This window comes from Streptomyces sp. NBC_00104, assembly GCF_045160825.1.
Classification (GTDB): Bacteria; Actinomycetota; Actinomycetes; order Streptomycetales; family Streptomycetaceae; genus Streptomyces.
Window position 1 is genome coordinate 8,490,448 of sequence record NZ_CP108215.1, and the last position, 21,212, is coordinate 8,511,659.

Genomic DNA, 21,212 nt, shown 5'->3' on the forward strand with positions numbered 1-21,212 from the left:
GCTCCCCAGTCTCGGCTTCGCTCGACCGGGGGACCCCCATCGCCCCCTCTCGATCATGTCGAGGACGACCAGCGTGGGAGGTACGCCCGTGAGCAGCACACTCTTCCGAACGAAGAAGGTCGAGCAGTCCATCCTCGATACCGAGGAACCAGAGCACGCGCTCAAGAAATCCTTGTCCGCGCTCGATCTGACGGTCTTCGGCGTCGGTGTCATCATCGGTACCGGCATCTTCGTCCTCACCGGCACGGTGGCCAAGAACAACGCCGGTCCCGCCGTGGCCCTCGCCTTCGTCGTGGCCGGCGTCGTCTGCGCGCTCGCCGCCCTCTGCTACGCGGAGTTCGCGTCCACGGTCCCGGTCGCCGGATCCGCGTACACCTTCTCGTACGCCTCCCTGGGAGAACTGCCCGCCTGGATCATCGGCTGGGACCTGGTCCTGGAGTTCGCGCTGGGGACGGCGGTGGTCGCCGTCGGCTGGTCCGGCTATATCCATTCGCTGCTGGCCAACGCGGGCTGGGAGCTGCCGGCGGCGCTCGGCACGAGAGACGGGGCCGACAGCTTCGGGTTCGACATCCTCGCCGCCGCGCTCGTCCTGGTGCTCACCGCCATCCTCGTGGTCGGCACGAAGCTCTCCGCGCGGGTCACCTCCCTCGTCGTCGCCATCAAGGTGACGGTCGTCCTCACCGTGATCATCGCGGGTGCCTTCTTCGTCAAGGGCGACAACTACGATCCGTTCGTCCCCAAGGCACAGGCGGTGGAGGCGGGTGAAAGCCTCCAGTCGCCGCTGATCCAGCTGATGTTCGGCTGGGCGCCGTCCAACTTCGGCGTGATGGGCATCTTCACGGCCGCCTCCGTCGTCTTCTTCGCGTTCATCGGCTTCGACGTCGTCGCGACGGCCGCCGAGGAGACGAGGCATCCGCAGCGGGACATGCCCCGGGGCATCATCGGCTCCCTCGTCATCTGCACCACGCTGTATGTGGCGGTGTCGATCGTCGTCACCGGCATGCAGCACTACACCGATCTGTCGGTGACCGCCCCGCTCGCCGACGCCTTCAAGGCCACCGGGCATCCGTGGTTCGCGGGCTTCATCAGCTTCGGCGCCGCCGTCGGCCTGACCACCGTGTGCATGATCCTGCTGCTCGGTCAGACCCGGGTGTTCTTCGCGATGAGCCGCGACGGGCTGATGCCGCGGTTCTTCTCCCGCGTCCACCCCCGGTTCAAGACCCCGCACCGGCCGACCATCCTGCTCGGTGTGGTCATCGCGATCCTCGCGGGCTTCACCCCGCTGAGCGAGCTGGCCGAGCTGGTGAACATCGGCACGCTGTTCGCCTTCGTGGTCGTCGCGATCGGCGTCATCATCCTCCGCAGGTCCCGCCCCGACCTGCACCGGGCGTTCCGCACCCCCTGGGTGCCGTTCATCCCGATCCTCTCGGTGTGCGCCTCGCTGTGGCTGATGCTCAACCTGCCCACCGAGACCTGGCTCCGCTTCGCCGGCTGGATGCTCCTCGGCTTCGTCGTCTACTTCGTCTACGGCCGCTCGCACAGCCGACTCGGACGCCAGGAGCAGGCCGCCGTGGGTGACGCCACCAAGCCGCCGGGCCACGACGCCCCGTAGCCCGTCTCCGGCAAGCGGCTGGACTCTCCGGCCCCGTACGCCCGCCTCCGGTGGGACCGCGGGGCCGGACCGCGTGCCGCACGGGAGGGGCACGCCCCCGACGGCCCCGACGGCCCGACGCCCCCGACGGCCCGACGGGACCGGCGGACGAACCGTTCAGGACTCCCCGCGCACAGCCCGCGGACCGGTCACCTCGGCACCCAACTCGCCCACCCTGCGCCGTAGTTCGCGGTCGGCGGTGACGACGAGGCAGGGGCGGTCGCGGGCCTCCTCGGCGACCAGTTCCACGATGCGGTCGTCGCCACTGCGGGGAGCCGCTTCGACCCGTACACCGGGCACCGGCTCCACGCCCCGGGCGGCGCCCTCGACGACCATCACGAGTTCCACGGGCTCGTCCCGGCCGGGGACCCCGTCCCGGGCGAGCCGGTCGCGCAGGCGCTCCGCCGCGCCCCGCCGGTCGCGCCACCAGCCGTCGGGGACGGAACCGATGACGTTGGCCGCGTCGACGATCACGAGCAGGGGGTCGTCCATGGGGACAGGGTCGCACGCCAGATGGCCACGCCCTTCAGGTGGAACGTTGATTCTATGATGGGGGCCGCCCGGCCTTCCGCGTTCCCGTGCGAGAGGGCGGCCGGGGAGCCGCGCCGAGCGTCTTCGAGCCGAGCGTCTTCGAAAGGGCAGGTCACGTCATGCGGTCCAGATCCGGGCGCGCCGCTGCCCAGGCGGCGGCCGACACCTCGGCGAACGGCGGGGGCGGACGGCACAAGGCCGAGGCCACCCTGGCCGGTTCCTGGCTCGTCCTCGGCAAGGACGGCAGGCTCACCGCGTACGCCCGCGCGCGGACGGGGCTGCTGCGCTGGACGCAGACCCTGCCGGGCGGCCCCGAGTGGACCGGTCCCGACCTCTTCCCCGTGGCCGGTCTGACCGACCTCCACGTCGTACAGGGCGCGGACACCTACGTGCACTTCCTCGGCCGCCGCGAGATTCCGAAGGCCGACGGTCCGTCCGCCGTGGACGTCGTGCACGCCATCCAGTACCAGACCGGCCGACCGGTCACCGAATGGCGTTCGCTGGGCAATCCGCACAAGGACGCGGCGAAGGCGGCGCGCTTCGGGATACCGACCGGGGGCGTGAGCGCCAACGGCAACGTCCATGTCTTCGCGCGCAACGCGGGCGGCGGCGTCATGCTGCGCCGGGAGCTGGCGGGCGGCAAGTGGAGCCCGTGGACCGACCTCAAGGGCAGCCTGGTGCAGGACCCGGTGACCGTGGTCGCGTACGCCTCCGGGCGGGTCGAGGCGGTGGTCGGCGGCCAGGACCTCGTCATGCGCTGGACGCAGGAGAAGCCCGACGGGAACTTCAGCCGGACGCCCACGATCCCGCTCGCGGTGGTCCGCGGCAGCGTGGTGGGACTGGAGACCGGGCCCGACCGGGCCACGTACTACTGGACCGACCCGGCGACCGGCGGCGTCGTCGCCCACCGCCCGGGCGGCGGGGTGATCCCGCTGGGCGGGGCACCGGCCGAGGACCCGGTGGCCGTGCTGCGGGTGCCGCTCGACGGATACGACTGCACGGTGCTGGCCCATCGCGACACCGAGGGGCAGGTCGTGCTGGCCGCGTGCGGTACGGAGAACGAGCAGGCCGGGGTGTGGTGGTCGGGCACCGGTGAACGTTGCGTCGGCGCGCCCGCGTTGGCGCGGGACGCGTACGGGCGGGTGGTGCTCGGGGCGATCGGTGGGGACGGTGCGCTGCGGATCGCTCGGCAGAACGACGAGGACGGGTTGGCGTTGGCGCCGTCGGTTGGTGTCTGACGACGCCCAGGAGTCCGTCGCGTCCGGCGGGATGGCGCGTGCGGGTCGCACGTGGCCGCTCGCGCGGCTCCCTCGTCCGAACCCGCCGCCGGCCGAAGCCGTTTCACGGTCGTGGACGGTGACGCGGGGATGTACGCCGAGTCCGACCGTGCCCTGCTGACGGGGAGCCTCACGCTCAAGTCCCGCAGTGCCGAAGGAGGTTGAGCGCCCGAACTCCGCTGTGTGGATCCCCTGAAGCGTGATCACACGATCAACCACAAGGCCACGTCCGGGAAGAAGACCGTGGCGCTGAACGTCACGTCGGACAACACGGAGACCTCGGCCATGTACCTGACCGGCGTGGAGACCGAGCACGGCACGCCGAAGATCGCCCACGTGGGGTACGCCGACGGCTCGGACCCCGGTTCGTCGGCCCTGTCGATCGACCTCATGACGGCGGGAACGGCCGCGCAGGGCATCTTCGTCACCGCGACCGACGCCCCGACCAAGGGGGCCCTGCTGGTCCTGCGGAGCAACCCCGGCCCGGACGACTTCGTCGTCAAGGGCAACGGTACGGCCGGCGTGGGCATGGGCCGAGGGAACAACCCGCAGTCGCAGCTCCATGTGATCCAGCGGACCGGCTCGGCCTCGGCCGTCCTCGCCGAGGGCGCGGTACGGCTCGCGAACGTCGCCGCGGAGCCGAGCGGGGCACCCGCCGCAGTGGGCGGCGGCTCCCTCTACGCCCAGGAAGGCAAGCTGTACTGGAAGCCCGTGGGTGGCAAGCCCACCCTGCTGGCGTAGCGAGGACGAACGTGCAACTGACCCCCGACCAACTCATCCCAGAGTTCCACGACGCCGTCATGGAGCTGTACTTCGCCCGCAAGCGCATCGCGCTGCCGGAGGCGGAGAACGCCGAACTGAAGGCGCGGCTCGCCGCGGCCGAAGGGGACGCGGCGGACGCATGAGAAGAGGGCCCCCGCCGAAGCGGGGGCCCTCGACCGTGTCCGGTGGTTACGCGGGGACCGAAGCCACCCCGGTCTCCAGGAACTTCTTGCCGTTGACGCGCTCGCTGACGCCCTCGCGGTCCAGGTACGGCGTGATGCCGCCCAGGTGGAAGGGCCAGCCGGCGCCGGTGATCAGGCAGAGGTCGATGTCCTGCGCCTCGGCGACGACACCCTCGTCGAGCATGAGCCCGATCTCCTGGGCGACGGCGTCGAGGACCCGGGCCCGCACCTGCTCCTCGGACAGGACGACATCGCCCTGCTCGAGGAGCGCGGCGACCTCGGGGTCCAGCTCCGGCTTGCCGGAGTCGTAGACGTAGAAGCCGCGCTTGCCGGCCTTGACGACGGCGGCGAGGTTCGGGGAGACGGTGAAGCGGTCCGGGAAGGCCCGGTTAAGGGTCTCCGAGACGTGCAGGCCGATGGCCGGGCCGACCAGCTCCAGCAGGACCAGCGGCGACATCGGCAGACCCAGCGGCTCGACCGCCTTCTCGGCGACCTCGACCGGCGTGCCCTCGTCGATGACGTTCTGGATCTCGCCCATGAAGCGGGTCAGGATGCGGTTCACGACGAACGCCGGGGCGTCCTTCACCAGGACCGCGGTCTTCTTCAGCTTCTTGGCGACGGCGAAGGCCGTGGCGAGGGAGGCGTCGTCCGTGGTCTCGCCCCGGACGATCTCCAGGAGCGGCAGGATCGCGACCGGGTTGAAGAAGTGGAAGCCGACGACCCGCTCGGGGTTCTTCAGCTTCGACGCCATCTCGGTCACCGACAGCGAGGAGGTGTTGGTGGCGAGGATCGCGTGCGCCGGGGCGACCGCCTCGACCTCCGCGAACACCTGCTGCTTGACACCGATCTCCTCGAACACGGCCTCGATGACGAAGTCCGCGTCGGAGAAGCCCTCGGCCTTGTCCAGCACACCGGTGACCAGGGCCTTGAGGCGGTTGGCCTTGTCCTGGTTGATCCGGCCCTTGAGCAGCAGCTTGTCGATCTCGGCGTGGACGTAGCCCACACCCTTGTCGACGCGCTCCTGGTCGATGTCGGTCAGCACGACCGGCACCTCGAGGCGGCGCAGGAACAGCAGCGCGAGCTGGGAGGCCATCAGACCGGCGCCGACGACACCGACCTTGGTGACCGGGCGGGCCAGCGACTTGTCCGGGGCGCCGGCGGGGCGCTTGCCGCGCTTCTGCACCAGGTTGAAGGCGTAGATACCGGAGCGCAGCTCGCCACCCATGATCAGGTCGGCGAGGGCGACGTCCTCGGCGTCGAAGCCCTGCTGGAGGTCGCCGTTCTTCGCGGCCTCGATGATGTCCAGCGCGCGGTACGCGGCCGGGGCCGCCCCGTGCACCTTGCCGTCCGCGATGAACCGGCCCTTGGCGACGGCCTGGTCCCAGGCCTCACCGCGGTCGATGACGGGACGCTCGACCGTGACGTCGCCCTTGAGGACGTTCGCCGTCCAGATCAGCGACTGTTCCAGGAAGTCGGCGCCCTCGAAGATCGCGTCCGCGATGCCGAGGTCGAAGACCTGCTGGCCCTTGAGCTGCTTGTTCTGGTTGAGGCTGTTCTCGATGATCACCGAGACGGCCTTGTCGGCACCGATCAGGTTCGGCAGCAGCGCGCAGCCGCCCCAGCCCGGGACCAGCCCGAGGAAGACCTCGGGGAGGGAGAAGGCCGGGATGGCCTTGGAGACGGTCCGGTACGCGCAGTGCAGACCGACCTCGACGCCACCGCCCATCGCGGCACCGTTGTAGTACGCGAAGGTCGGGACGGCGAGCGCGGACAGCCGCTTGAAGACCTCGTGGCCGCCCTTGCCGATGGCGAGTGCGTCGTCGTGGTTCTTCAGCAGCTCGACGCCCTTGAGGTCGGCGCCGACGGCGAAGATGAACGGCTTGCCGGTGACACCGACACCGACGATCTCACCGGCCGAGGCCTCCTTCTCGACCTGGTCGAGGGCGGTGTTCAGGTTCGCCAGCGACGCGGGGCCGAAGGTGGTCGGCTTGGTGTGGTCGAAGCCGTTGTCGAGCGTGATGAGCGCGAAGCGCCCGGCGCCGGACGGCAGGTCGAGGTGGCGTACGTGCGCGGACGTCACGACCTCGTCGGGGAACAGCTCGGCCGCGCCCTTGAGGAGTTCGGTGGTGCTCACTTGTCGCCTCCGGCGTCCTTGTGGTGCGGGTTCTCCCAGATGACCGTGGCGCCCATGCCGAAGCCGACGCACATGGTGGTGAGGCCGTAACGGACCTCCGGCTGCTCCTCGAACTGACGGGCCAGCTGCGTCATGAGACGCACACCCGAGGAGGCCAGCGGGTGACCGAAGGCGATGGCGCCGCCGTACTGGTTGACGCGCGCGTCGTCGTCGGCGATGCCGTAGTGCTCCAGGAAGGCCAGGACCTGCACGGCGAAGGCCTCGTTGATCTCGAACAGGCCGATGTCGTCGATGGACAGCCCCGCCTGGGCGAGCGCCTTCTCCGTCGCCGGGATCGGGCCGTAGCCCATGACCTCCGGCTCGACACCCGCGAAGGAGTACGAGACGAGACGCATCTTGACCGGGAGGTCGTTCTCGCGGGCGAAGTCCTCGGAGGCGATGAGCGAGGCGGTCGCGCCGTCGTTCAGACCGGCCGCGTTACCGGCGGTGACCCGCCCGTGCACGCGGAACGGGGTCTTGAGGCCCGACAGGTTCTCCAGGGTCGTCCCCGGCCGCATCGGCTCGTCGGCGGTGACCAGGCCCCAGCCCGTCTCGCCGGCCTCGGCGTTGGTGCGGCGCACCGAGATCGGCACCAGGTCGGCCTGGATCTTGCCGTTGGCGTACGCCTTGGCGGCCTTCTCCTGCGAGCGCACGGCGTACTCGTCGGCGCGCTGCTTGGTGATCGTCGGGTACCGGTCGTGCAGGTTCTCGGCGGTCATGCCCATGAACAGGGCGGACTCGTCGACCAGCTTCTCGCTGACGAACCGCGGGTTCGGGTCCACGCCCTCGCCCATCGGGTGGCGGCCCATGTGCTCGACACCACCGGCGATGGCGATGTCGTACGCGCCGAAGGCGACGGAACCGGCGACCGAGGTGACGGCGGTCAGGGCGCCGGCACACATGCGGTCGATGGAGTAACCGGGCACCGACTGCGGCAGACCGGCGAGGATGCCCGCCGTACGGCCGATGGTGAGCCCCTGGTCACCGATCTGCGTGGTCGCGGCGATGGCGACCTCGTCGATCTTCGCGGGCTCCAGACCGGGGTTGCGGCGCAGCAGCTCCCGGATCGCCTTCACGACGAGGTCGTCGGCGCGGGTCTCGTGGTAGATGCCCTTCGGGCCCGCCTTGCCGAACGGGGTGCGGACGCCGTCGACGAAGACGACGTCCTTGACGGTACGAGGCACGATGGCTCTCCTCCAGAGGTGCGGGACGGCACTGCTGCGATACGCAACCGCTGAGCGGGCGCTCAGCCCCCATGCTACTTACGAGTAACAGTGCTGCACACCCCTGGGCGGGGGAGCGGCGAAGGTCACACGGGTTCCCCATGTTACCGCCGGTTACATCGGCGTGCCTCAAGGGTGCGAGGAACTGCGCGACCAGCCCGAACGAACCCGCGGGGGCGTGCGGCGCTCACGGAGCGGGCGCGGTGGATCCCCAGGGAACCAGCACGGGCGTGGCCGCCGGATGCGACACTCCGGCCTCCCCTGTCCGGCGATCACGTCGAACGGCGTCCGCGCCGGCCCCGCCGTCGGCGGATCGGTGTGGCCTCCTGTGTGCGCGCTCCCTAAACCGGTCCAGTCGATTCCTCGACAGTATCGCGAAATATTTCGACAGCCTTGGCGAAATAGCGACTTTACCGGTTCAGTGTCGACTGTCAGAGTGCCGAACCAGCCAACCCACTCGTGCTCGTCCGTACCGAACGGAGCTGGTGCACATGAACCACCGAAGGACGCTCACCGGAACACTGGTCGCCGCAGCACTTCTCGCCTCGGGCTGCACGGGCGGTGGAGGCAGTTCGAAGGGCGCCGACGCCAAGGCTCCTGATGACCCGTCACAGGTCTCCGGAACCATCAAGGTCCTCACCCACCGCACCGACATCGTGCAGGACGGCACGATGAAGAAGTACGCGGACGCCTTCAACAAGACCTATCCGAAGGTCAAAGTGGAGTTCGAGGCCCTCACGGACTACGAGGCCGAGGTCAAGATCCGTATGAACACGGAGAACTACGGCGACGTCCTGATGATCCCGGCCGTCATCAAGAAGAACGACTACCCCAAGTTCTTCGCCTCGCTCGGCACCGAGAAGGAGCTGAGCGAGAAGTACCGCTTCACCGACTTCACCGCCGTCGACGGCAAGGTCTACGGGCAGACCACGAACGGCGGCACCCCCGGCTTCGTCTACAACAAGAAGGTCTGGGCCGAGGCCGGCGTCACCGACTGGCCCACCACACCGGACGAGTTCCTCACCGCCCTGAAGGCCATCAGGGCGAAGACGGACGCGGTGCCGTACTACACCAACTTCGCCGCGCAGTGGCCGCTCACGTCCTGGACCTACGTCGCCGGCTCGGTCAGCTGCGACACCGGGGCCACCACACGGCTCGCCGAGGGCGACCCCTGGGCGGAGGGCGAGGACCTGCGCGTCGGCGACACCCTGCTCCACGACATCGTGCGGCAGGACCTGATCGAGAAGGACCCGACGACCACCAACTGGGAGGGCTCCAAGCCCCGGCTGGCGAAGGGCGAGATCGCCACCGCCTGGCTCGGCTCCTGGGCGGTCCTGCAGTTCCGCCAGGCCGCCGAGAAGGCGGGCACGAACCCCGACGACATCGGCTTCATGCCGTTCCCCGCCCAGGTCGACGGCACGTTCTGCGCGGTCCTCAGCCCCGACTACAGCCAGGCCGTGAACATCAACTCCGACCACAAGGAGGCGGCCCGCGCCTGGATCGACTGGTTCTCCACCGAGTCCGGCTACGCGGACGACAACCTGCTGCCCTCGATCCTCAAGGACGCCCCTCTCCCCGAGGCCCTGAAGCCGTACGAGGAGGCCGGGGTGAAGCTCATCGAGCTGGACGACGCCAAGGGCGGCCTCGTCAAGGAGATCGACAGCGCCTCCGAGGTCGGCCTCTACGGCCCCGCGTACCGCCAGGACCTGGTCGACCTCGCCCGCGGCGCCAAGGACGGCAGACTGGACGACTTCCTCGCCGACCTCAGCGAGCGCTGGACCGAGGCCCGGAAGACCGTGGGGTCCTGATGCCCCACACGCGTACGACCGCCCCCTCGCACGCGACGGAGAAGGCGGCGCGGCCCTCCACGGCCGCGCCCCCGCCTCCCACGCCACGGCGCGCACCCCGCAAGGTGCGCCTCTGGCGGAAGCTCACCCCCTGGCTCTTCCTGGCCGCCCCGCTGGCCCTGCTGATCGCCTTCACCTACGCCCCGGTCGCCAACATGCTGGCGTACAGCTTCACCGACTGGGACGGCGTCAGCCCCGAACTGAAGTACACCGGTGCCGACAACTACATCGAGATCTTCACCCGCCCCGAGCTGTTCCAGGTCTTCTTCGTCAGCGGCTACTACCTCGCCGCGTCAGCCGTGCAGATAGCCGCCGCCCTCTACTTCGCGACGATCCTCAGCTTCAACGTCCGCTTCCGGAACCTCTTCAAGGGCCTCCTCTTCTTCCCGTACCTGATCAACGGCGTCGCGATCGGCTTCGTCTTCCTGTACTTCTTCCAGGACGGCGGCACCCTCGACTCGGTCCTCGCCCTCTTCGGCCACGAGTCCGACCGCGCCTGGCTCGGCACGTCGACGTCCGCGAACGTCTCTCTCGCGGGCGTCTCCGTCTGGCGCTACATGGGCCTGAACTTCGTGCTCTTCCTCGGCGCCATCCAGTCGATCCCGGGGGAGCTGTACGAGGCGGCCGAACTGGACGGGGCCAACCGCTGGCACCAGTTCCGGTACATCATCGCGCCCGGCATCCGCCCGGTCCTGAGCCTGAGCGTGATCCTCTCGATCTCCGGCTCCCTCTCGGTCTTCGAGATCCCGTACATCATGACCGGCGGCGCCACCGGCACCGAGACCTTCGTGATCCAGACCGTCAAGCTCGCCTTCCAGTTCAACAAGACGGGCCTCGCGTCCGCCGCCGCGGTCGTCCTGCTGCTGATCATCCTGGCGGTGACGTGGCTGCAACGCCGACTGGTCCCCGACGACAGGGTGGACCTCGTATGACGACACTGACGACTCCAACCCCGGTGACGCGCAGGCGAGTTGCCCGCACCCTCACCTACCTGTCCCTGGTCGGCGCGTCGATCGTGGTCCTCCTGCCCCTCCTGGTGGTCCTGCTGACCTCGCTCAAGACCGAGCGGCAGATGGCGGACGACAGCGGCGCACTCACGCTGCCGGACAGCTTCCTGAACTTCGAGAACTACGCGACGGCCTTCCGTGACGGCGAGATGCTCGTCGCCTTCGGCAACACGGCCTTCATCCTCTTCTTCGCCGTCTCCGGAACGGTCCTCATCGGCTCGATGGCGGCCTACGCGATCGACCGCTTCACCTTCCGCTTCCGGAAGCTGGTCGTCGCGCTCTTCCTCGTCGCCACCCTCGTCCCCGGCGTCACCACCCAGGTCGCGACCTTCCAGATCGTCGACAGCTTCGGCATGTTCGACACCCTCTGGGCCCCGATCGCCCTCTACATGGGCACCGACATCGTCTCGATCTACATCTTCCTGCAGTTCGTGCGATCGATCCCGATCTCCCTCGACGAGTCCGCCCGCCTGGACGGAGCCAACGCCTTCACGATCTACCGGAAGATCATTTTCCCGCTCCTCAAACCCGCGATCGCCACCGTCGTCATCGTCAAAGGGATCACCGTCTACAACGACTTCTACATCCCCTTCCTCTACATGCCCTCCGACGACCTCGGCGTGATCTCGACCTCCCTCTTCCGCTTCAAGGGGCCCTTCGGCGCCCACTGGGAAACGATCTCGGCAGGAGCGGTCCTGGTGATCCTGCCGACCCTGATCGTCTTCCTGGCCCTGCAGAGGTTCATCTACAACGGCTTCACGAGAGGGGCTACGAAGTAACCCGCCGACGCGCGGACGCCCCTGCGGCGCTCAGGCCTCCCTGGCCTTCGCGGTGGCGGACATCGCCCCCACCAACACCGGCGTCACCAACTCGACCTGCCAGGCCCGTGCCCCGTACCCCGCGAGCGCCGCACTGACCGACTCCGCGTCCCACGACTTCGGCGGTTCCCAGCAGAGCCGCCGAACCGTGTCCGGAGTGATCAGATTCTCCTGCGGCATCGTGAGCTGCTCGGCCAGCGCGGACACCCCGGCCCGAGCGGCGGACAGCCGGGCCGCGGCGGCGGGGTCCTTGTCGGCCCAGGCCTTCGGCGGCGGCGGCCCGGTCACCGGCTGCCCGTGCGCCGGCAGCGAGGAGTCGGGCAAGGCCCTGGCCCGGTCCACCGCGGCCTGCCACTGCTCCAGCTGGCGCCGTCCCATCCGGTGCCCGAACCCGTTCAGTGCGGCCAGCGCCTGCGCGTTCACCGGCAGTGCGAGCGCGGCCTCCACGATCGCCGCGTCGCTCAGCACCTTGCCCGGCGAGACGTCCCGCCGCTGCGCGATCCGGTCCCGCGCCTCCCACATCTCCCGTACGACCGCCATCTGCCGCCGACGCCGCACCTTGTGCATCCCGGAGGTACGCCGCCAGGGATCCTTGCGCGGCTCGGCGGGCGGAGCGGACGCGATCGCGTCGAACTCCTGCCGCGCCCACTCCAGCTTCCCCTGCCGGTCCAGCTCCTTCTCCAGGGCGTCCCGCAGGTCCACGAGGAGCTCCACGTCGAGCGCGGCGTACCGGAGCCACGGCTCGGGCAGCGGGCGGGTGGACCAGTCGACCGCGGAGTGGCCCTTCTCGAGGACGTAGCCGAGGACGCCCTCGACCATCGCGCCGAGGCCGACCCGCGGGAACCCGGCGAGCCGGCCGGCCAGCTCGGTGTCGAAGATCCGGGTCGGGACCATGTCTATCTCGCGCAGACAGGGCAGGTCCTGGGTGGCCGCGTGGAGCACCCACTCCACGCCGGAGAGCGCCTCGCCGAGGCCGGAGAGGTCGGGGCAGGCGACCGGATCGATCAGCGCGGTGCCCGCGCCCTCACGGCGCAGCTGCACCAGATAGGCCCGCTGGCCGTAGCGATATCCGGACGCGCGTTCGGCGTCGACGGCGACGGGGCCGGAGCCCGCGGCGAAGGCGGCGATCACCGCGGCGAGCGAGGACTCGTCGGCGATCACGGCCGGAATGCCGTCGCGCGGCTCCAGCAAAGGGACGGGCGCCCCCGCTTCAGAAGATCCGCCGTCGTCCGGAGGGGCGCCTCCGGTGGTTCGCAGGGTCCTGTCTGCTGCGGTCTCTTGGGCGTCGGTCACCTGTCAAGGGTATCTGTGTATGGACAAGGCCCGCCGACGGAACGTTCCGCCGACGGGCCATGCAGGGTCGTAAACCAGTCATGTGTCACACGTGTCAGTGAATGTTTCCGTCGAATCAGGATGGGTCGGACATCGATGAACGATCCCGGCTTCTTCCGGTCTCGGTTCCCCCCGTGTCAGTGGATGATCCCGGTGCGCAGGGCCACCGCCACCATCCCGGCGCGGTCGCCGGTGCCGAGCTTGCGTGCGATTCGGGCCAAGTGGCTCTTGACCGTGAGCGCGGACAGGCCCATGGAGACGCCGATCGCCTTGTTCGACTGTCCCTCCGCGACCAGGCGCAGCACCTCGACCTCGCGGCCCGACAGCTCCCGGTAGCCGCCCGGGTGGCTCGGGGCGCCCGGGGGACGGCGGTGCATACGGGCGGCGGAGCCGATGGGGGCGGCACCCGGGCGGGTGGGCAGTCCGATGTTGGTACGGGTGCCGGTGACGACGTATCCCTTCACACCGCCCGCGAGGGCGTTGCGTACGGCGCCGATGTCGTCGGCGGCGGAGAGGGCGAGGCCGTTGGGCCACCCCGCCGCGCGGGTCTCGGAGAGGAGGGTCAGGCCGGAACCGTCCGGCAGGTGGACGTCTGCGACGCAGATGTCACGCGGGTTGCCGACGCGCGGACGGGCCTCGGCGATCGACGAGGCCTCGATGACGTCGCGGACCCCGAGGGCCCACAGGTGACGGGTGACGGTGGACCGGACCCGGGGATCCGCCACCACCACCATCGCGGTCGGCTTGTTCGGACGGTAGGCGACCAGGCTTGCGGGCTGCTCGAGGAGAACGGACACCAGGCCTCCGGGGTACGGGACGGGGGCGGGTTCGTCGGCTCGTGGGGTCGAAGCCGGGACGAACCGTGCTTTCAAGGTCACAGAGGTCTTCGGCATCAAACCTCTGCTCCTTTAGAGAATGATCACGATTTAGTGAGTAACAATCCGTGCAATTCGGACACGTCTTCGATCATTCGAAGACCGAACGGTGTCGCTTCGCGTCGATACAAGGCCGAAAGTGGCCGTATCGACAAAGGGATGGTTTCCATCGGCGTGGCGAGGACGCGAAAAAGGACCGCACGCCCCACGGCGTACGGCCCTTGCTCCAGTGCTACGAGGTGCTACGAGGTGCTACGAGGTGCTACGAGGTGTTGCGAGATGCTGCGAGGTGCTACGAAGCGTTCAGCGGGACTGCGGCCCCCGCCGCTGCGGCAGCGTCACCACCGCCGCGTCCCCGGGGTCGGCCCCCGGAGGCAGCCCCGCGATCTGGGCGAGCAGATCGCACCACGAGGCGAGATGCGCGGCGGTGTCGGGGACGCCGCCCAGGACCTCGCGCGGGGTCCAGGACGCCCGGATCTCGATCTGCGACGCGGCCGGCCGCGTCGCCAGCCCGCCGAAGTAGTGCGAGCTCGCTCGCGTCACCGTCCCGCTCGGCTCCCCGTACGACAGCCCCCGGGACTGCAGCGCGCCCGTCAGCCACGACCAGCACACCTCCGGCAGCAGCGGATCGGCCGCCATCTCGGGCTCCAGCTCCGCACGGACCAGGGTCACCAGCCGGAAGGTGCCCTGCCAGGCGTCGTGGCCCGCCGGGTCGTGCAGCAGGACGAGCCGGCCGTCGGCCAGATCCTCGTCGCCCTCGACGACCGTGGCCTCCAGGGCGTACGCGTACGGGGCGAGCCGCTGTGGTGGCTTGGTCGACTCGATCTCGATCTCCGGCCGCGGCCGTGTGGCCCGCAGCGCTTCGACGGCGGAGCGGAACGGCAACGGTGCCGTCTCCGTAGCATCGCGCTCCCCCTCTTTCGCGTCGTCCATCCCGCCAGCGCCGTCCGACAGTCGTCCCTGAGCCGCAGCCATGCCGGAACATTAAGGGGAACCGGGCCTCGGCGCAGGGCAAGACACCCGTGCGCTGGGTCACGGTCGCATCGCGCTCAGCGAACGGCGGCCGGGATCGGTGGCCGGAAAAAGCAGGGTCCCGGTTGTCCACAGCCCGGGCCGTCGCTGTCAAGCGGGCGTGCGAGACTTTGCTGCGTGAGTGCCAACGCCAGCCCCTCGGGCCACCAGCCGACCGCCACGTACAACTCCGCCTTCCTGAAGGCGTGCAGGCGCGAGCCCGTGCCGCACACACCGGTGTGGTTCATGCGGCAGGCCGGGCGCTCGCTCCCCGAGTACCTGAAGGTGCGCGAGGGCATCGGGATGCTGGAGTCGTGCATGCGGCCCGAGCTGGTCACGGAGATCACCCTCCAGCCGGTCCGCCGGCACCACGTGGACGCGGCGATCTACTTCAGCGACATCGTCGTCCCGCTCAAGGCCATCGGTATCGACCTCGACATCAAGCCCGGCGTCGGCCCGGTCGTCGAGAAGCCGATCCGCAGCCGCGCCGACCTCGCCCAGCTGCGCGACCTGACCCCCGAGGACGTCTCCTACGTCACCGAGGCGATCGGGCTGCTCACCGCCGAGCTCGGCGAGACCCCCCTCATCGGCTTCGCCGGCGCCCCCTTCACCCTCGCCAGCTACCTCGTCGAGGGCGGCCCGTCCCGCACGTACGAGAACGCCAAGGCGATGATGTACGGCGACCCCGAGCTGTGGGCGGACCTGCTCGACCGCCTCGCCGAGATCACGGCCGCGTTCCTCAGGGTCCAGATCGAGGCGGGCGCCTCGGCCGTCCAGCTCTTCGACTCCTGGGCCGGCGCCCTCGCCCCGGCGGACTACCGCCGCTCGGTGCTGCCCGCCTCGGCGAAGGTCTTCCGGGCCGTCGAGTCGTACGGCGTCCCGCGCATCCACTTCGGCGTCGGCACCGGCGAGCTGCTGGGCCTCATGGGCGAGGCCGGGGCGGACGTCGTCGGCGTCGACTGGCGCGTCCCCCTCGACGAGGCCGCCCGCCGCGTCGGCCCCGGCAAGGCGCTCCAGGGCAACCTCGACCCGACCGTCCTGTTCGCCGGCACGGAGGCCGTCGAGACCAAGACCCGCGAGGTCCTCGACACCGCCACCGGCCTGGAGGGCCACATCTTCAACCTCGGCCACGGCGTCATGCCCAGCACCGACCCGGACGCCCTGACCCGTCTCGTGGAGTACGTCCACACGCGGACCGTGCGCTAGTGAGCTGGTCCGGAGATCCTGTCGCAGTAGCGGCAGATCCGGTCGATGATCTGGTCGGCGGTCTTGGTCCACTTGAACGGCCTGGCGTCTTCGTTCCAGGTCTTGATCCAGTCTTCGAGCGCGGTCTTGAGTTCGTCGAGGGAGCAGAACACACCTCGTTCGAGGCAGCGCCGCTCCAGTTCGGCGAACCATCGCTCGACCTGATTGATCCACGACGAGTACGTGGGTGTGAAGTGCAGATGGAACCGTGGGTGCGCGAGCAGCCACTCGTGCACCGCCGGCGCCTTGTGGGCAGAGAGGTTGTCGCAGATCACGTGGACCGTCAGGCCGTGCTCGGTCTGGCGGTCGATCTCGTCGAGGAAGCCGCGGAAGTCGACCGCCCGGTGCTGTGCGGACAGCTTCCCGATCACCTTCCCCGTGGCGATGTTCAGCGCCGCGAACAGGTCGATGGTGCCGTGCCGGACGTAGTCGAAGCTGCGCCGCTCCGGCGTGCCGGGCACCATCGGCAGCACAGGCGCTGTCCGTTCCAGGGCCTGGATCTGCGGCTTCTCGTCCACCGCGAACACCACCGCGTTCGCCGGCGGCGCCAGATACAGGCCCACCACGTCCCGGATCTTGTCGATCAACAGCGGATCCGGGGAGATCTTGAAGTTCTCCGTGCGCCACGGCTGTAGCCCGAATGCCCGCCAGATCCGCAGCACACTTGACGGCGAGATCCCCACCCGCCTGGCCAGCTCACGCTTCGACCAGTGCGTCGCCCCGGCCGGGACCTCTTCCAAGGTGCGCACCACCACTTGTTCCACCTGGGCATCGGTGATGGTGCGTGGCACCCCCGGGCGCGGCTCGTCGCTCAGACCGTCCAGCCGGTCACGCAGGAACCGGGCCCGCCACCGGGCCACCGTCTTGCGGTCGGTCTCCAGCCGGGCGGCCACCGCGGTATTGCTCAGCCCGTCGGCACACGCGAGCACGATCCGTGCCCGCTTCGCCAGGCCCTGCGCTGTAGTTCGGCGCTTGGCCCACCCCTGCAACGTCAGCCGCTCGGCTTCGGACAACACCAGCGGCTCCAGCCTGTTGTCCCCCATGGCAACAGCAGACCGCAGACCACAGTGACTGTCACCGGCTGAACCGTGATCTGAAACGGAACACGACTCACGTGGCGAGACCAGACCTCAAGACCGGCTCACTAGGTGTTCTGTCCCGGGAGGTTGGGGACGCGGCTGGCGGGTGGTTGGCCCTTGAGCGCGGTGTGTCCGCGGTGGTGATTGTAGGTATGCGGCCAGTCGGGAAACGTCTCGCGTCGTTCGGCTTCTGAGCGGTAGGGGCGGGCGTAGGTCCACTCGTCCAGCAGGGTGCGGTTGAATCGGGACGGAGCCCCGCCCCCGGGATCAACGGCCGGGCCGGGGCCCTCCGGGCCCCGGACGCGCCGATCTCGGAACTCAGGTCGGCGATTGGTCGGCGTCGGGCCGAAGGCGGTTCGTCGTCACTCACCCACCGGGACGGCACGTTCGCGATGCCGGCAGCCCTCGACCGTGCGGCGGGTCCGTACTCCGGCAGCAGCGGGTACGGACCCGCCGTGCGGGTGTTCGTCAGGCGGCGGTCCGCGGCCGCTCCTCCAGGGGGTGCCGCAGCGCGTTGCGGTAGGCCGCGAGGCGGCTCGTCCGGCCGATGGTCAGGGCTCCGACGAGTCGGCCCGCCCGGTGGTAGGCGATTTCGAGGCGGCGGGCTTCGAGGTCGTACTCGACGACGTGGGCCTCGTCCGCCGCGGCCGGCAGACCGACCGAGCGGATCTTGACGGCGTGCAGGTCCGACCAGAAGGACGGCACGCCCCTGTAGGGCTGCGGTGCCGCCGGGTTGAGGAGCGTGTGCGCGGCGGTGGCCGCGTGTTCCACGGCGTTGGTCCAGTGGCCCAGCGCCAGCGCCTCACCGTCGGCCAGCGGTTGCGGCACCTTGGCGACGTCTCCGGCGGCGACCACATCGGGCACGACCGTCCCGTCGGGGCGCAGGACGCGCAGATACGGATCGCAGCGCACCCCGCCCTCGACCGCGAGGGCGGAGCCGGCCAGCCAGCCGGTCGCGGGGACCGCTCCGAGGGCGAGCACGGCACTGTCGGCGGGCAGTTCGGTGCCGTCCGAGAGCCGGACGCCGGCGATCCGGCCGTCGGCGGACGAGCGGAAGTCCGTGACCGTGGTGCCGGTGCGCAGGTCGATGCCCGCCTCGCGGTGCAGCGCGGCCATGTACGCGCCGCCCGCGGCGCCGATGGCACGTTCCAGCGGCTGGGAGCCCGCCTCGACCAGAGTGACGTGCAGCCCCCGGCCGCGGGCGGCGGCCGCGATCTCGCCGCCGAGGAAACCCGCCCCGACGACGACGAGCCGACGCCCCGGCACGAGTTCGGCCCGCAGCGCCAGCGCGTCGTCCCGGCCGCGGAGGGTGACCACACCCCGCGGCGGTACCGGTCGGTCCGAGGGCCAGCCGCGCGCGGTCGAACCGGTCGCGATGAGGAGCCCGTCGAACGGCAGGCGAGACCCGTCGGACAGGGTGACGGTCCTCGTGCGCTCATCGAGGCCGACCGCCGGCCGGCCGAGGAGCCAGCGGGCATCGAGGTCCCCGGACGACGGCAGTGCGGTGCCGGGGGGCCGCCCGTCGGAGGTCAGCACCTGCTTCGACAGGGGCGGACGGTCGTAGGGGTGGTGAGGTTCGTCGCCGACGATGGTCAGCGTCCCGGGGAAGCCCTGGGCGCGCAGGGCCTCGGCGGTCCGCAGGCCGGCCAGGGAGGCACCCACGATCAGCAGGTCGCGGGGGTCGGTGCGGCTCACGAGGCGGCCGGACCGACGGTGACGGCTCGCACCGGGCAGACCGCGGCGGCCTTCTCGGCCTTGTCGCGCAGGGCCTCGGACGGACCGGCGTCGTACACGAGGTAGTCCTCGTCGTCGAAGGAGAAGATCTCGGGCGCCGCGAAGACGCACTGCCCGTGGCTCTCACAGAGGCTCATGTCCACGGTGATCTGCATGTCTGGCTCCGTTGCTGGTGCAAGGTCGAGTGGGTCGAGTGGAGGGGGCCGGTGCCGCTCAGGCCACCGGCGGGTTGAAGCGGGAGTAGCCGGGCGCCGTCCAGCGCAGGGGCGAGGCCGCGGAGATCTCCCGTACGGCCTCGACGGAGAACTCCACCAGGCGCTGCGCGCCGGGGACCCGCGCGATCTCCTCGGCGTCCCACACGATGCGGGTGGTGCCGGTCAGTTGGAGCGTGGAACCCGTCTCCCAGTCGGGGACGACGAGGCCCGCGGCCGGGTTGAGCATCAGGTTGCCGAGCGTGAGGAACATGGCGTTCCCCACGTAGTCGGGCCAGCGCAGCAGCGTCGGGGAGAGAACCCGTACGAAGCCGGGGTTCCCGCCGCGGTGCGAGGCGTCCGCGTCGCCCCGGTCGGAGGCGGTGGCGATGAAGAAGGTGTCCGCGGTGCTCACCGCCCGGTGCTGGGCGGCGCTGAGTTCCGTGCCGTCGGTGACGGTACGGGCTCCGGCCGCCCTCGCCTCCTCGCTCGGCGGCAGGGTGTGGTGGTCGCGCTTCTGTATGTACTTGGGGCAGTTGGCGATGACCTGGTCGAGGTCGACGCGCAGGCCGCCCCCGTCCCGGACGGCCGTGCCGTTCATCCGCATCCGGCGCCGGGTGGCGGGCTCGATGGCGATCATCCCGATCCTGGCCGGACCTTCGGCCCCGGCCTGCACCATGACCGCCGACAGCGGGTCCTCGGGGAGCGGGAGCGCGTCGATGACGAGGGTGCGGGGGTCGGGCACCCGGAGGAACCCGGGTGCCCCCGTCAGCTGGGTGGCCCAGATCCGGCCTGCGCGATCGGTGCTCCCCACGACGATCATCGGCTGCTCGGCGAGGAATGCCGCCGCGACGGCGGGGACGGAGTCGCCGATGCCGCCGAGGGAGAAGCGTGCCTGGTCGGTGAGGGCCGCACGCTGCTGCACCGCGAGTTCACCGCTGTGATAGGTAGCCACGGCATTCCTTTCCGAGGGGTCCGACAGGGGGAAGTGACCGAAGGGGGGAGCGACCGAAGGGGGAGTGACCGAAGGGGGAGTGACCGAGGGGGTGCGACCGCTTCCTAGAAGAAGCCGCAGGTCGGCGCGCCGGTGGTGGGAGCGTCGGCCGGGTCGGCTCCGGTGGGGGCGTAGATCTCCAGGCGGATGCCGTCGGGGTCGGTGAAGAAGATGCCGCCGGAGGTGGCGCTCTCGCCGTGCGGCACGACGCCGTCGTAGCTGAACTCGGCGCCCAGGCCGCGCAGCACCTCTTCGGTGGCCCTGACCTCTTCGATGGTGTCGACCTGGAAGGAGAGGTGATGCAGGCCGGCCCGGTCCGCGGCGAAGGGGGTGTCGCTCTGCTGCCAGAGGGTGACGAGCAGGCGGGAGTCGCGGCCGAGGAAGGCCCAGCGGCGGCCCTCGTCCTTGCCCTCGGCCAGCACGTCGAAGTCGAAGACCTCGCGGTAGAACGGCAGCGAGCGGTCCATGTCGGTGACGTTCAGTCCGACGTGACCGGTCTGCAGGTTGGGTGCCTTGCTCATCGTCGATCTGCCTTCTGTAGGGGCCACGAGGCGTTCCTCGTAACCGGTGAAAACGAAGTTAGTGGTTAGGGTCGAGGATCGTCAACCGGTGATCAAGGAATGACCGGTTATCGTTGGTGGGGTGATACCCGTCTCCGCCCCGCAGGAAGGACCTGGCCTGTGTCGTCACCCATCGAGGCCGACCCCCGGCCGCTGACCGGTGAGCCCCTTTCCATCGACCTGCTCAACACCCGGTGGATCGACGCCGAGGGGCGCCACGACCTGCTCGACTCCGTCGCGGGCCTGGCGGTGTGGCTGGGCAGCCCACCGGTCCGCCAGAGCCTCGGCGACCGTCCCGTACCGGCCGACGAGAGCACGCTGGACCGGCTCCTACGGGCGCGCGCCGCCCTGGACCAGGCCGTCACCGACCCGGACCGTCCGACGCCGGCCGCCGTGACCGCCCTCAACGACGTCCTGGCGCACGGCCTGGTCCGCCACCTGCTGCGCCCCGACGGCCGACCGGACACCGTGGTCGAGGTGGAGGCGCCGTCCTGGCTGCCGGCCTGGTCGGCGGCCGAGGACTTCCTGCGGCTGCTCGCCGACCGCCCCGACCGGATACGGCCCTGCGCCAACGACGCCTGCGTGCTGCACTTCTACGACGTCTCGAAGAACGGGACCCGGCGCTGGTGCTCGATGGCGGGCTGCGGCAACCGTGCCAAGGCGCGCCGCCACTACGCCCGCCACAGCCCTCTCTGAGCGGAGCGCATCGGGCCCGCGACG

20 protein-coding genes and 1 pseudogene are annotated in these 21,212 nt (G+C 70.2%); 9 read left to right on the top strand and 12 right to left on the bottom strand.

Going from position 1 to position 21,212, the window contains the following annotated elements; all coding sequences use genetic code 11:
- Nucleotides 1–88: 88 nt before the first annotated feature.
- Nucleotides 89–1,612 carry an amino acid permease gene (locus OG272_RS37235; protein WP_326575842.1) on the top strand — a complete coding sequence of 508 codons (1,524 nt, stop codon included), beginning with the start codon at nt 89–91 and terminating at the stop codon, nt 1,610–1,612.
- A gap of 156 nt (nt 1,613–1,768) precedes the next feature.
- On the opposite strand, the gene OG272_RS37240 is transcribed toward OG272_RS37235, so the two are convergent.
- Complete coding sequence (locus OG272_RS37240; RefSeq protein ID WP_326575840.1) at nt 1,769–2,143, bottom strand: NTP pyrophosphohydrolase; 375 nt, start codon at nt 2,141–2,143, stop codon at nt 1,769–1,771.
- A 158-nt stretch (nt 2,144–2,301) separates the two neighbouring features.
- Here OG272_RS37240 and OG272_RS37245 point away from each other — a divergent pair, with 158 nt between their 5' ends.
- From OG272_RS37245 to OG272_RS37255, 3 genes are all read left to right on the top strand, one after another.
- On the top strand, nt 2,302–3,420 hold the full coding sequence (locus OG272_RS37245) for a hypothetical protein (RefSeq protein ID WP_328224208.1): 1,119 nt from the start codon (nt 2,302–2,304) through the stop codon (nt 3,418–3,420).
- Nucleotides 3,421–3,642: 222 nt separating this feature from the next.
- The gene (locus tag OG272_RS37250; RefSeq protein ID WP_327727398.1) at nt 3,643–4,200 is read left to right on the top strand and encodes a hyaluronoglucosaminidase; all 558 of its coding nucleotides are present in this window, start codon (nt 3,643–3,645) and stop codon (nt 4,198–4,200) included.
- Between the two features lie 11 nt (nt 4,201–4,211).
- The gene (locus tag OG272_RS37255; protein WP_327727397.1) at nt 4,212–4,364 is read left to right on the top strand and encodes a hypothetical protein; all 153 of its coding nucleotides are present in this window, start codon (nt 4,212–4,214) and stop codon (nt 4,362–4,364) included.
- Nucleotides 4,365–4,410: 46 nt separating this feature from the next.
- On the opposite strand, the gene OG272_RS37260 is transcribed toward OG272_RS37255, so the two are convergent.
- Both OG272_RS37260 and OG272_RS37265 read right to left on the bottom strand, forming a co-directional pair.
- Nucleotides 4,411–6,537 carry a 3-hydroxyacyl-CoA dehydrogenase NAD-binding domain-containing protein gene (locus OG272_RS37260; protein ID WP_327727396.1) on the bottom strand — a complete coding sequence of 709 codons (2,127 nt, stop codon included), beginning with the start codon at nt 6,535–6,537 and terminating at the stop codon, nt 4,411–4,413.
- Nucleotides 6,534–7,760, bottom strand: a complete 1,227-nt coding sequence (locus tag OG272_RS37265; RefSeq protein WP_326575830.1) for an acetyl-CoA C-acyltransferase — start codon at nt 7,758–7,760, stop codon at nt 6,534–6,536. The genes OG272_RS37260 and OG272_RS37265 overlap by 4 nt, the downstream gene beginning before the upstream one ends.
- Before the next feature lie 530 nt (nt 7,761–8,290).
- Between OG272_RS37265 and OG272_RS37270 the strand changes: the two genes are divergently transcribed.
- From OG272_RS37270 to OG272_RS37280, 3 genes are read left to right on the top strand one after another with little or no spacing between them, the layout of a single operon-like run.
- Nucleotides 8,291–9,607, top strand: coding sequence for an ABC transporter substrate-binding protein (locus OG272_RS37270; RefSeq protein WP_405895556.1), 1,317 nt, complete (start codon nt 8,291–8,293; stop codon nt 9,605–9,607).
- Entirely contained in the window at nt 9,607–10,578 is a 972-nt protein-coding gene (locus tag OG272_RS37275) for a carbohydrate ABC transporter permease (RefSeq protein WP_405895557.1), read from the top strand. Before OG272_RS37270 ends, OG272_RS37275 begins: the two co-directional genes overlap by 1 nt.
- Complete coding sequence (locus tag OG272_RS37280; RefSeq protein ID WP_326575824.1) at nt 10,575–11,432, top strand: carbohydrate ABC transporter permease; 858 nt, start codon at nt 10,575–10,577, stop codon at nt 11,430–11,432. Before OG272_RS37275 ends, OG272_RS37280 begins: the two co-directional genes overlap by 4 nt.
- A gap of 30 nt (nt 11,433–11,462) precedes the next feature.
- Here the strand turns inward: OG272_RS37280 and OG272_RS37285 are convergent, their stop codons facing one another.
- The 3 genes from OG272_RS37285 to OG272_RS37295 form a co-directional block, all read right to left on the bottom strand.
- Complete coding sequence (locus OG272_RS37285) at nt 11,463–12,764, bottom strand: ribonuclease D (protein WP_327727395.1); 1,302 nt, start codon at nt 12,762–12,764, stop codon at nt 11,463–11,465.
- A 176-nt stretch (nt 12,765–12,940) separates the two neighbouring features.
- On the bottom strand, nt 12,941–13,600 hold the full coding sequence (locus OG272_RS37290; RefSeq protein WP_033529424.1) for a response regulator transcription factor: 660 nt from the start codon (nt 13,598–13,600) through the stop codon (nt 12,941–12,943).
- 381 nt (nt 13,601–13,981) lie between these two features.
- Nucleotides 13,982–14,611 carry a DUF3000 domain-containing protein gene (locus OG272_RS37295; RefSeq protein ID WP_405896115.1) on the bottom strand — a complete coding sequence of 210 codons (630 nt, stop codon included), beginning with the start codon at nt 14,609–14,611 and terminating at the stop codon, nt 13,982–13,984.
- A 216-nt stretch (nt 14,612–14,827) separates the two neighbouring features.
- On the opposite strand from OG272_RS37295, the gene hemE reads away from it, so the two are divergent.
- A complete protein-coding gene (gene hemE / locus OG272_RS37300; protein ID WP_326575811.1) occupies nt 14,828–15,895 on the top strand; it encodes a uroporphyrinogen decarboxylase in 1,068 nt (355 codons plus the stop codon).
- On the opposite strand, the gene OG272_RS37305 is transcribed toward hemE, so the two are convergent.
- The 6 genes and pseudogenes from OG272_RS37305 to OG272_RS37330 all read right to left on the bottom strand — a co-directional run bounded on the left by OG272_RS37305 (nt 15,892) and on the right by OG272_RS37330 (nt 20,453).
- On the bottom strand, nt 15,892–16,977 hold the full coding sequence (locus OG272_RS37305) for an IS630 family transposase (RefSeq protein ID WP_327727393.1): 1,086 nt from the start codon (nt 16,975–16,977) through the stop codon (nt 15,892–15,894). The two genes, hemE and OG272_RS37305, sit on opposite strands and share 4 nt — an antisense overlap.
- 101 nt (nt 16,978–17,078) lie before the next feature.
- Nucleotides 17,079–17,270, bottom strand: a pseudogene (locus OG272_RS37310) (integrase core domain-containing protein); the annotation flags it as partial.
- Nucleotides 17,271–17,481: 211 nt separating this feature from the next.
- Entirely contained in the window at nt 17,482–18,708 is a 1,227-nt protein-coding gene (locus OG272_RS37315; RefSeq protein ID WP_405895558.1) for an NAD(P)/FAD-dependent oxidoreductase, read from the bottom strand.
- Nucleotides 18,705–18,902, bottom strand: coding sequence for a ferredoxin (locus OG272_RS37320; protein ID WP_326575807.1), 198 nt, complete (start codon nt 18,900–18,902; stop codon nt 18,705–18,707). The genes OG272_RS37315 and OG272_RS37320 overlap by 4 nt, the downstream gene beginning before the upstream one ends.
- Before the next feature lie 58 nt (nt 18,903–18,960).
- A complete protein-coding gene (locus OG272_RS37325; protein ID WP_405895559.1) occupies nt 18,961–19,893 on the bottom strand; it encodes a pyridoxamine 5'-phosphate oxidase family protein in 933 nt (310 codons plus the stop codon).
- A 104-nt stretch (nt 19,894–19,997) separates the two neighbouring features.
- Nucleotides 19,998–20,453 (bottom strand): VOC family protein, encoded by a 456-nt coding sequence (locus tag OG272_RS37330; protein ID WP_326575803.1) that lies wholly within the window; start codon nt 20,451–20,453, stop codon nt 19,998–20,000.
- 159 nt (nt 20,454–20,612) lie between these two features.
- Here OG272_RS37330 and OG272_RS37335 point away from each other — a divergent pair, with 159 nt between their 5' ends.
- On the top strand, nt 20,613–21,188 hold the full coding sequence (locus tag OG272_RS37335; protein ID WP_405895560.1) for a CGNR zinc finger domain-containing protein: 576 nt from the start codon (nt 20,613–20,615) through the stop codon (nt 21,186–21,188).
- Nucleotides 21,189–21,212: the final 24 nt, after the last annotated feature.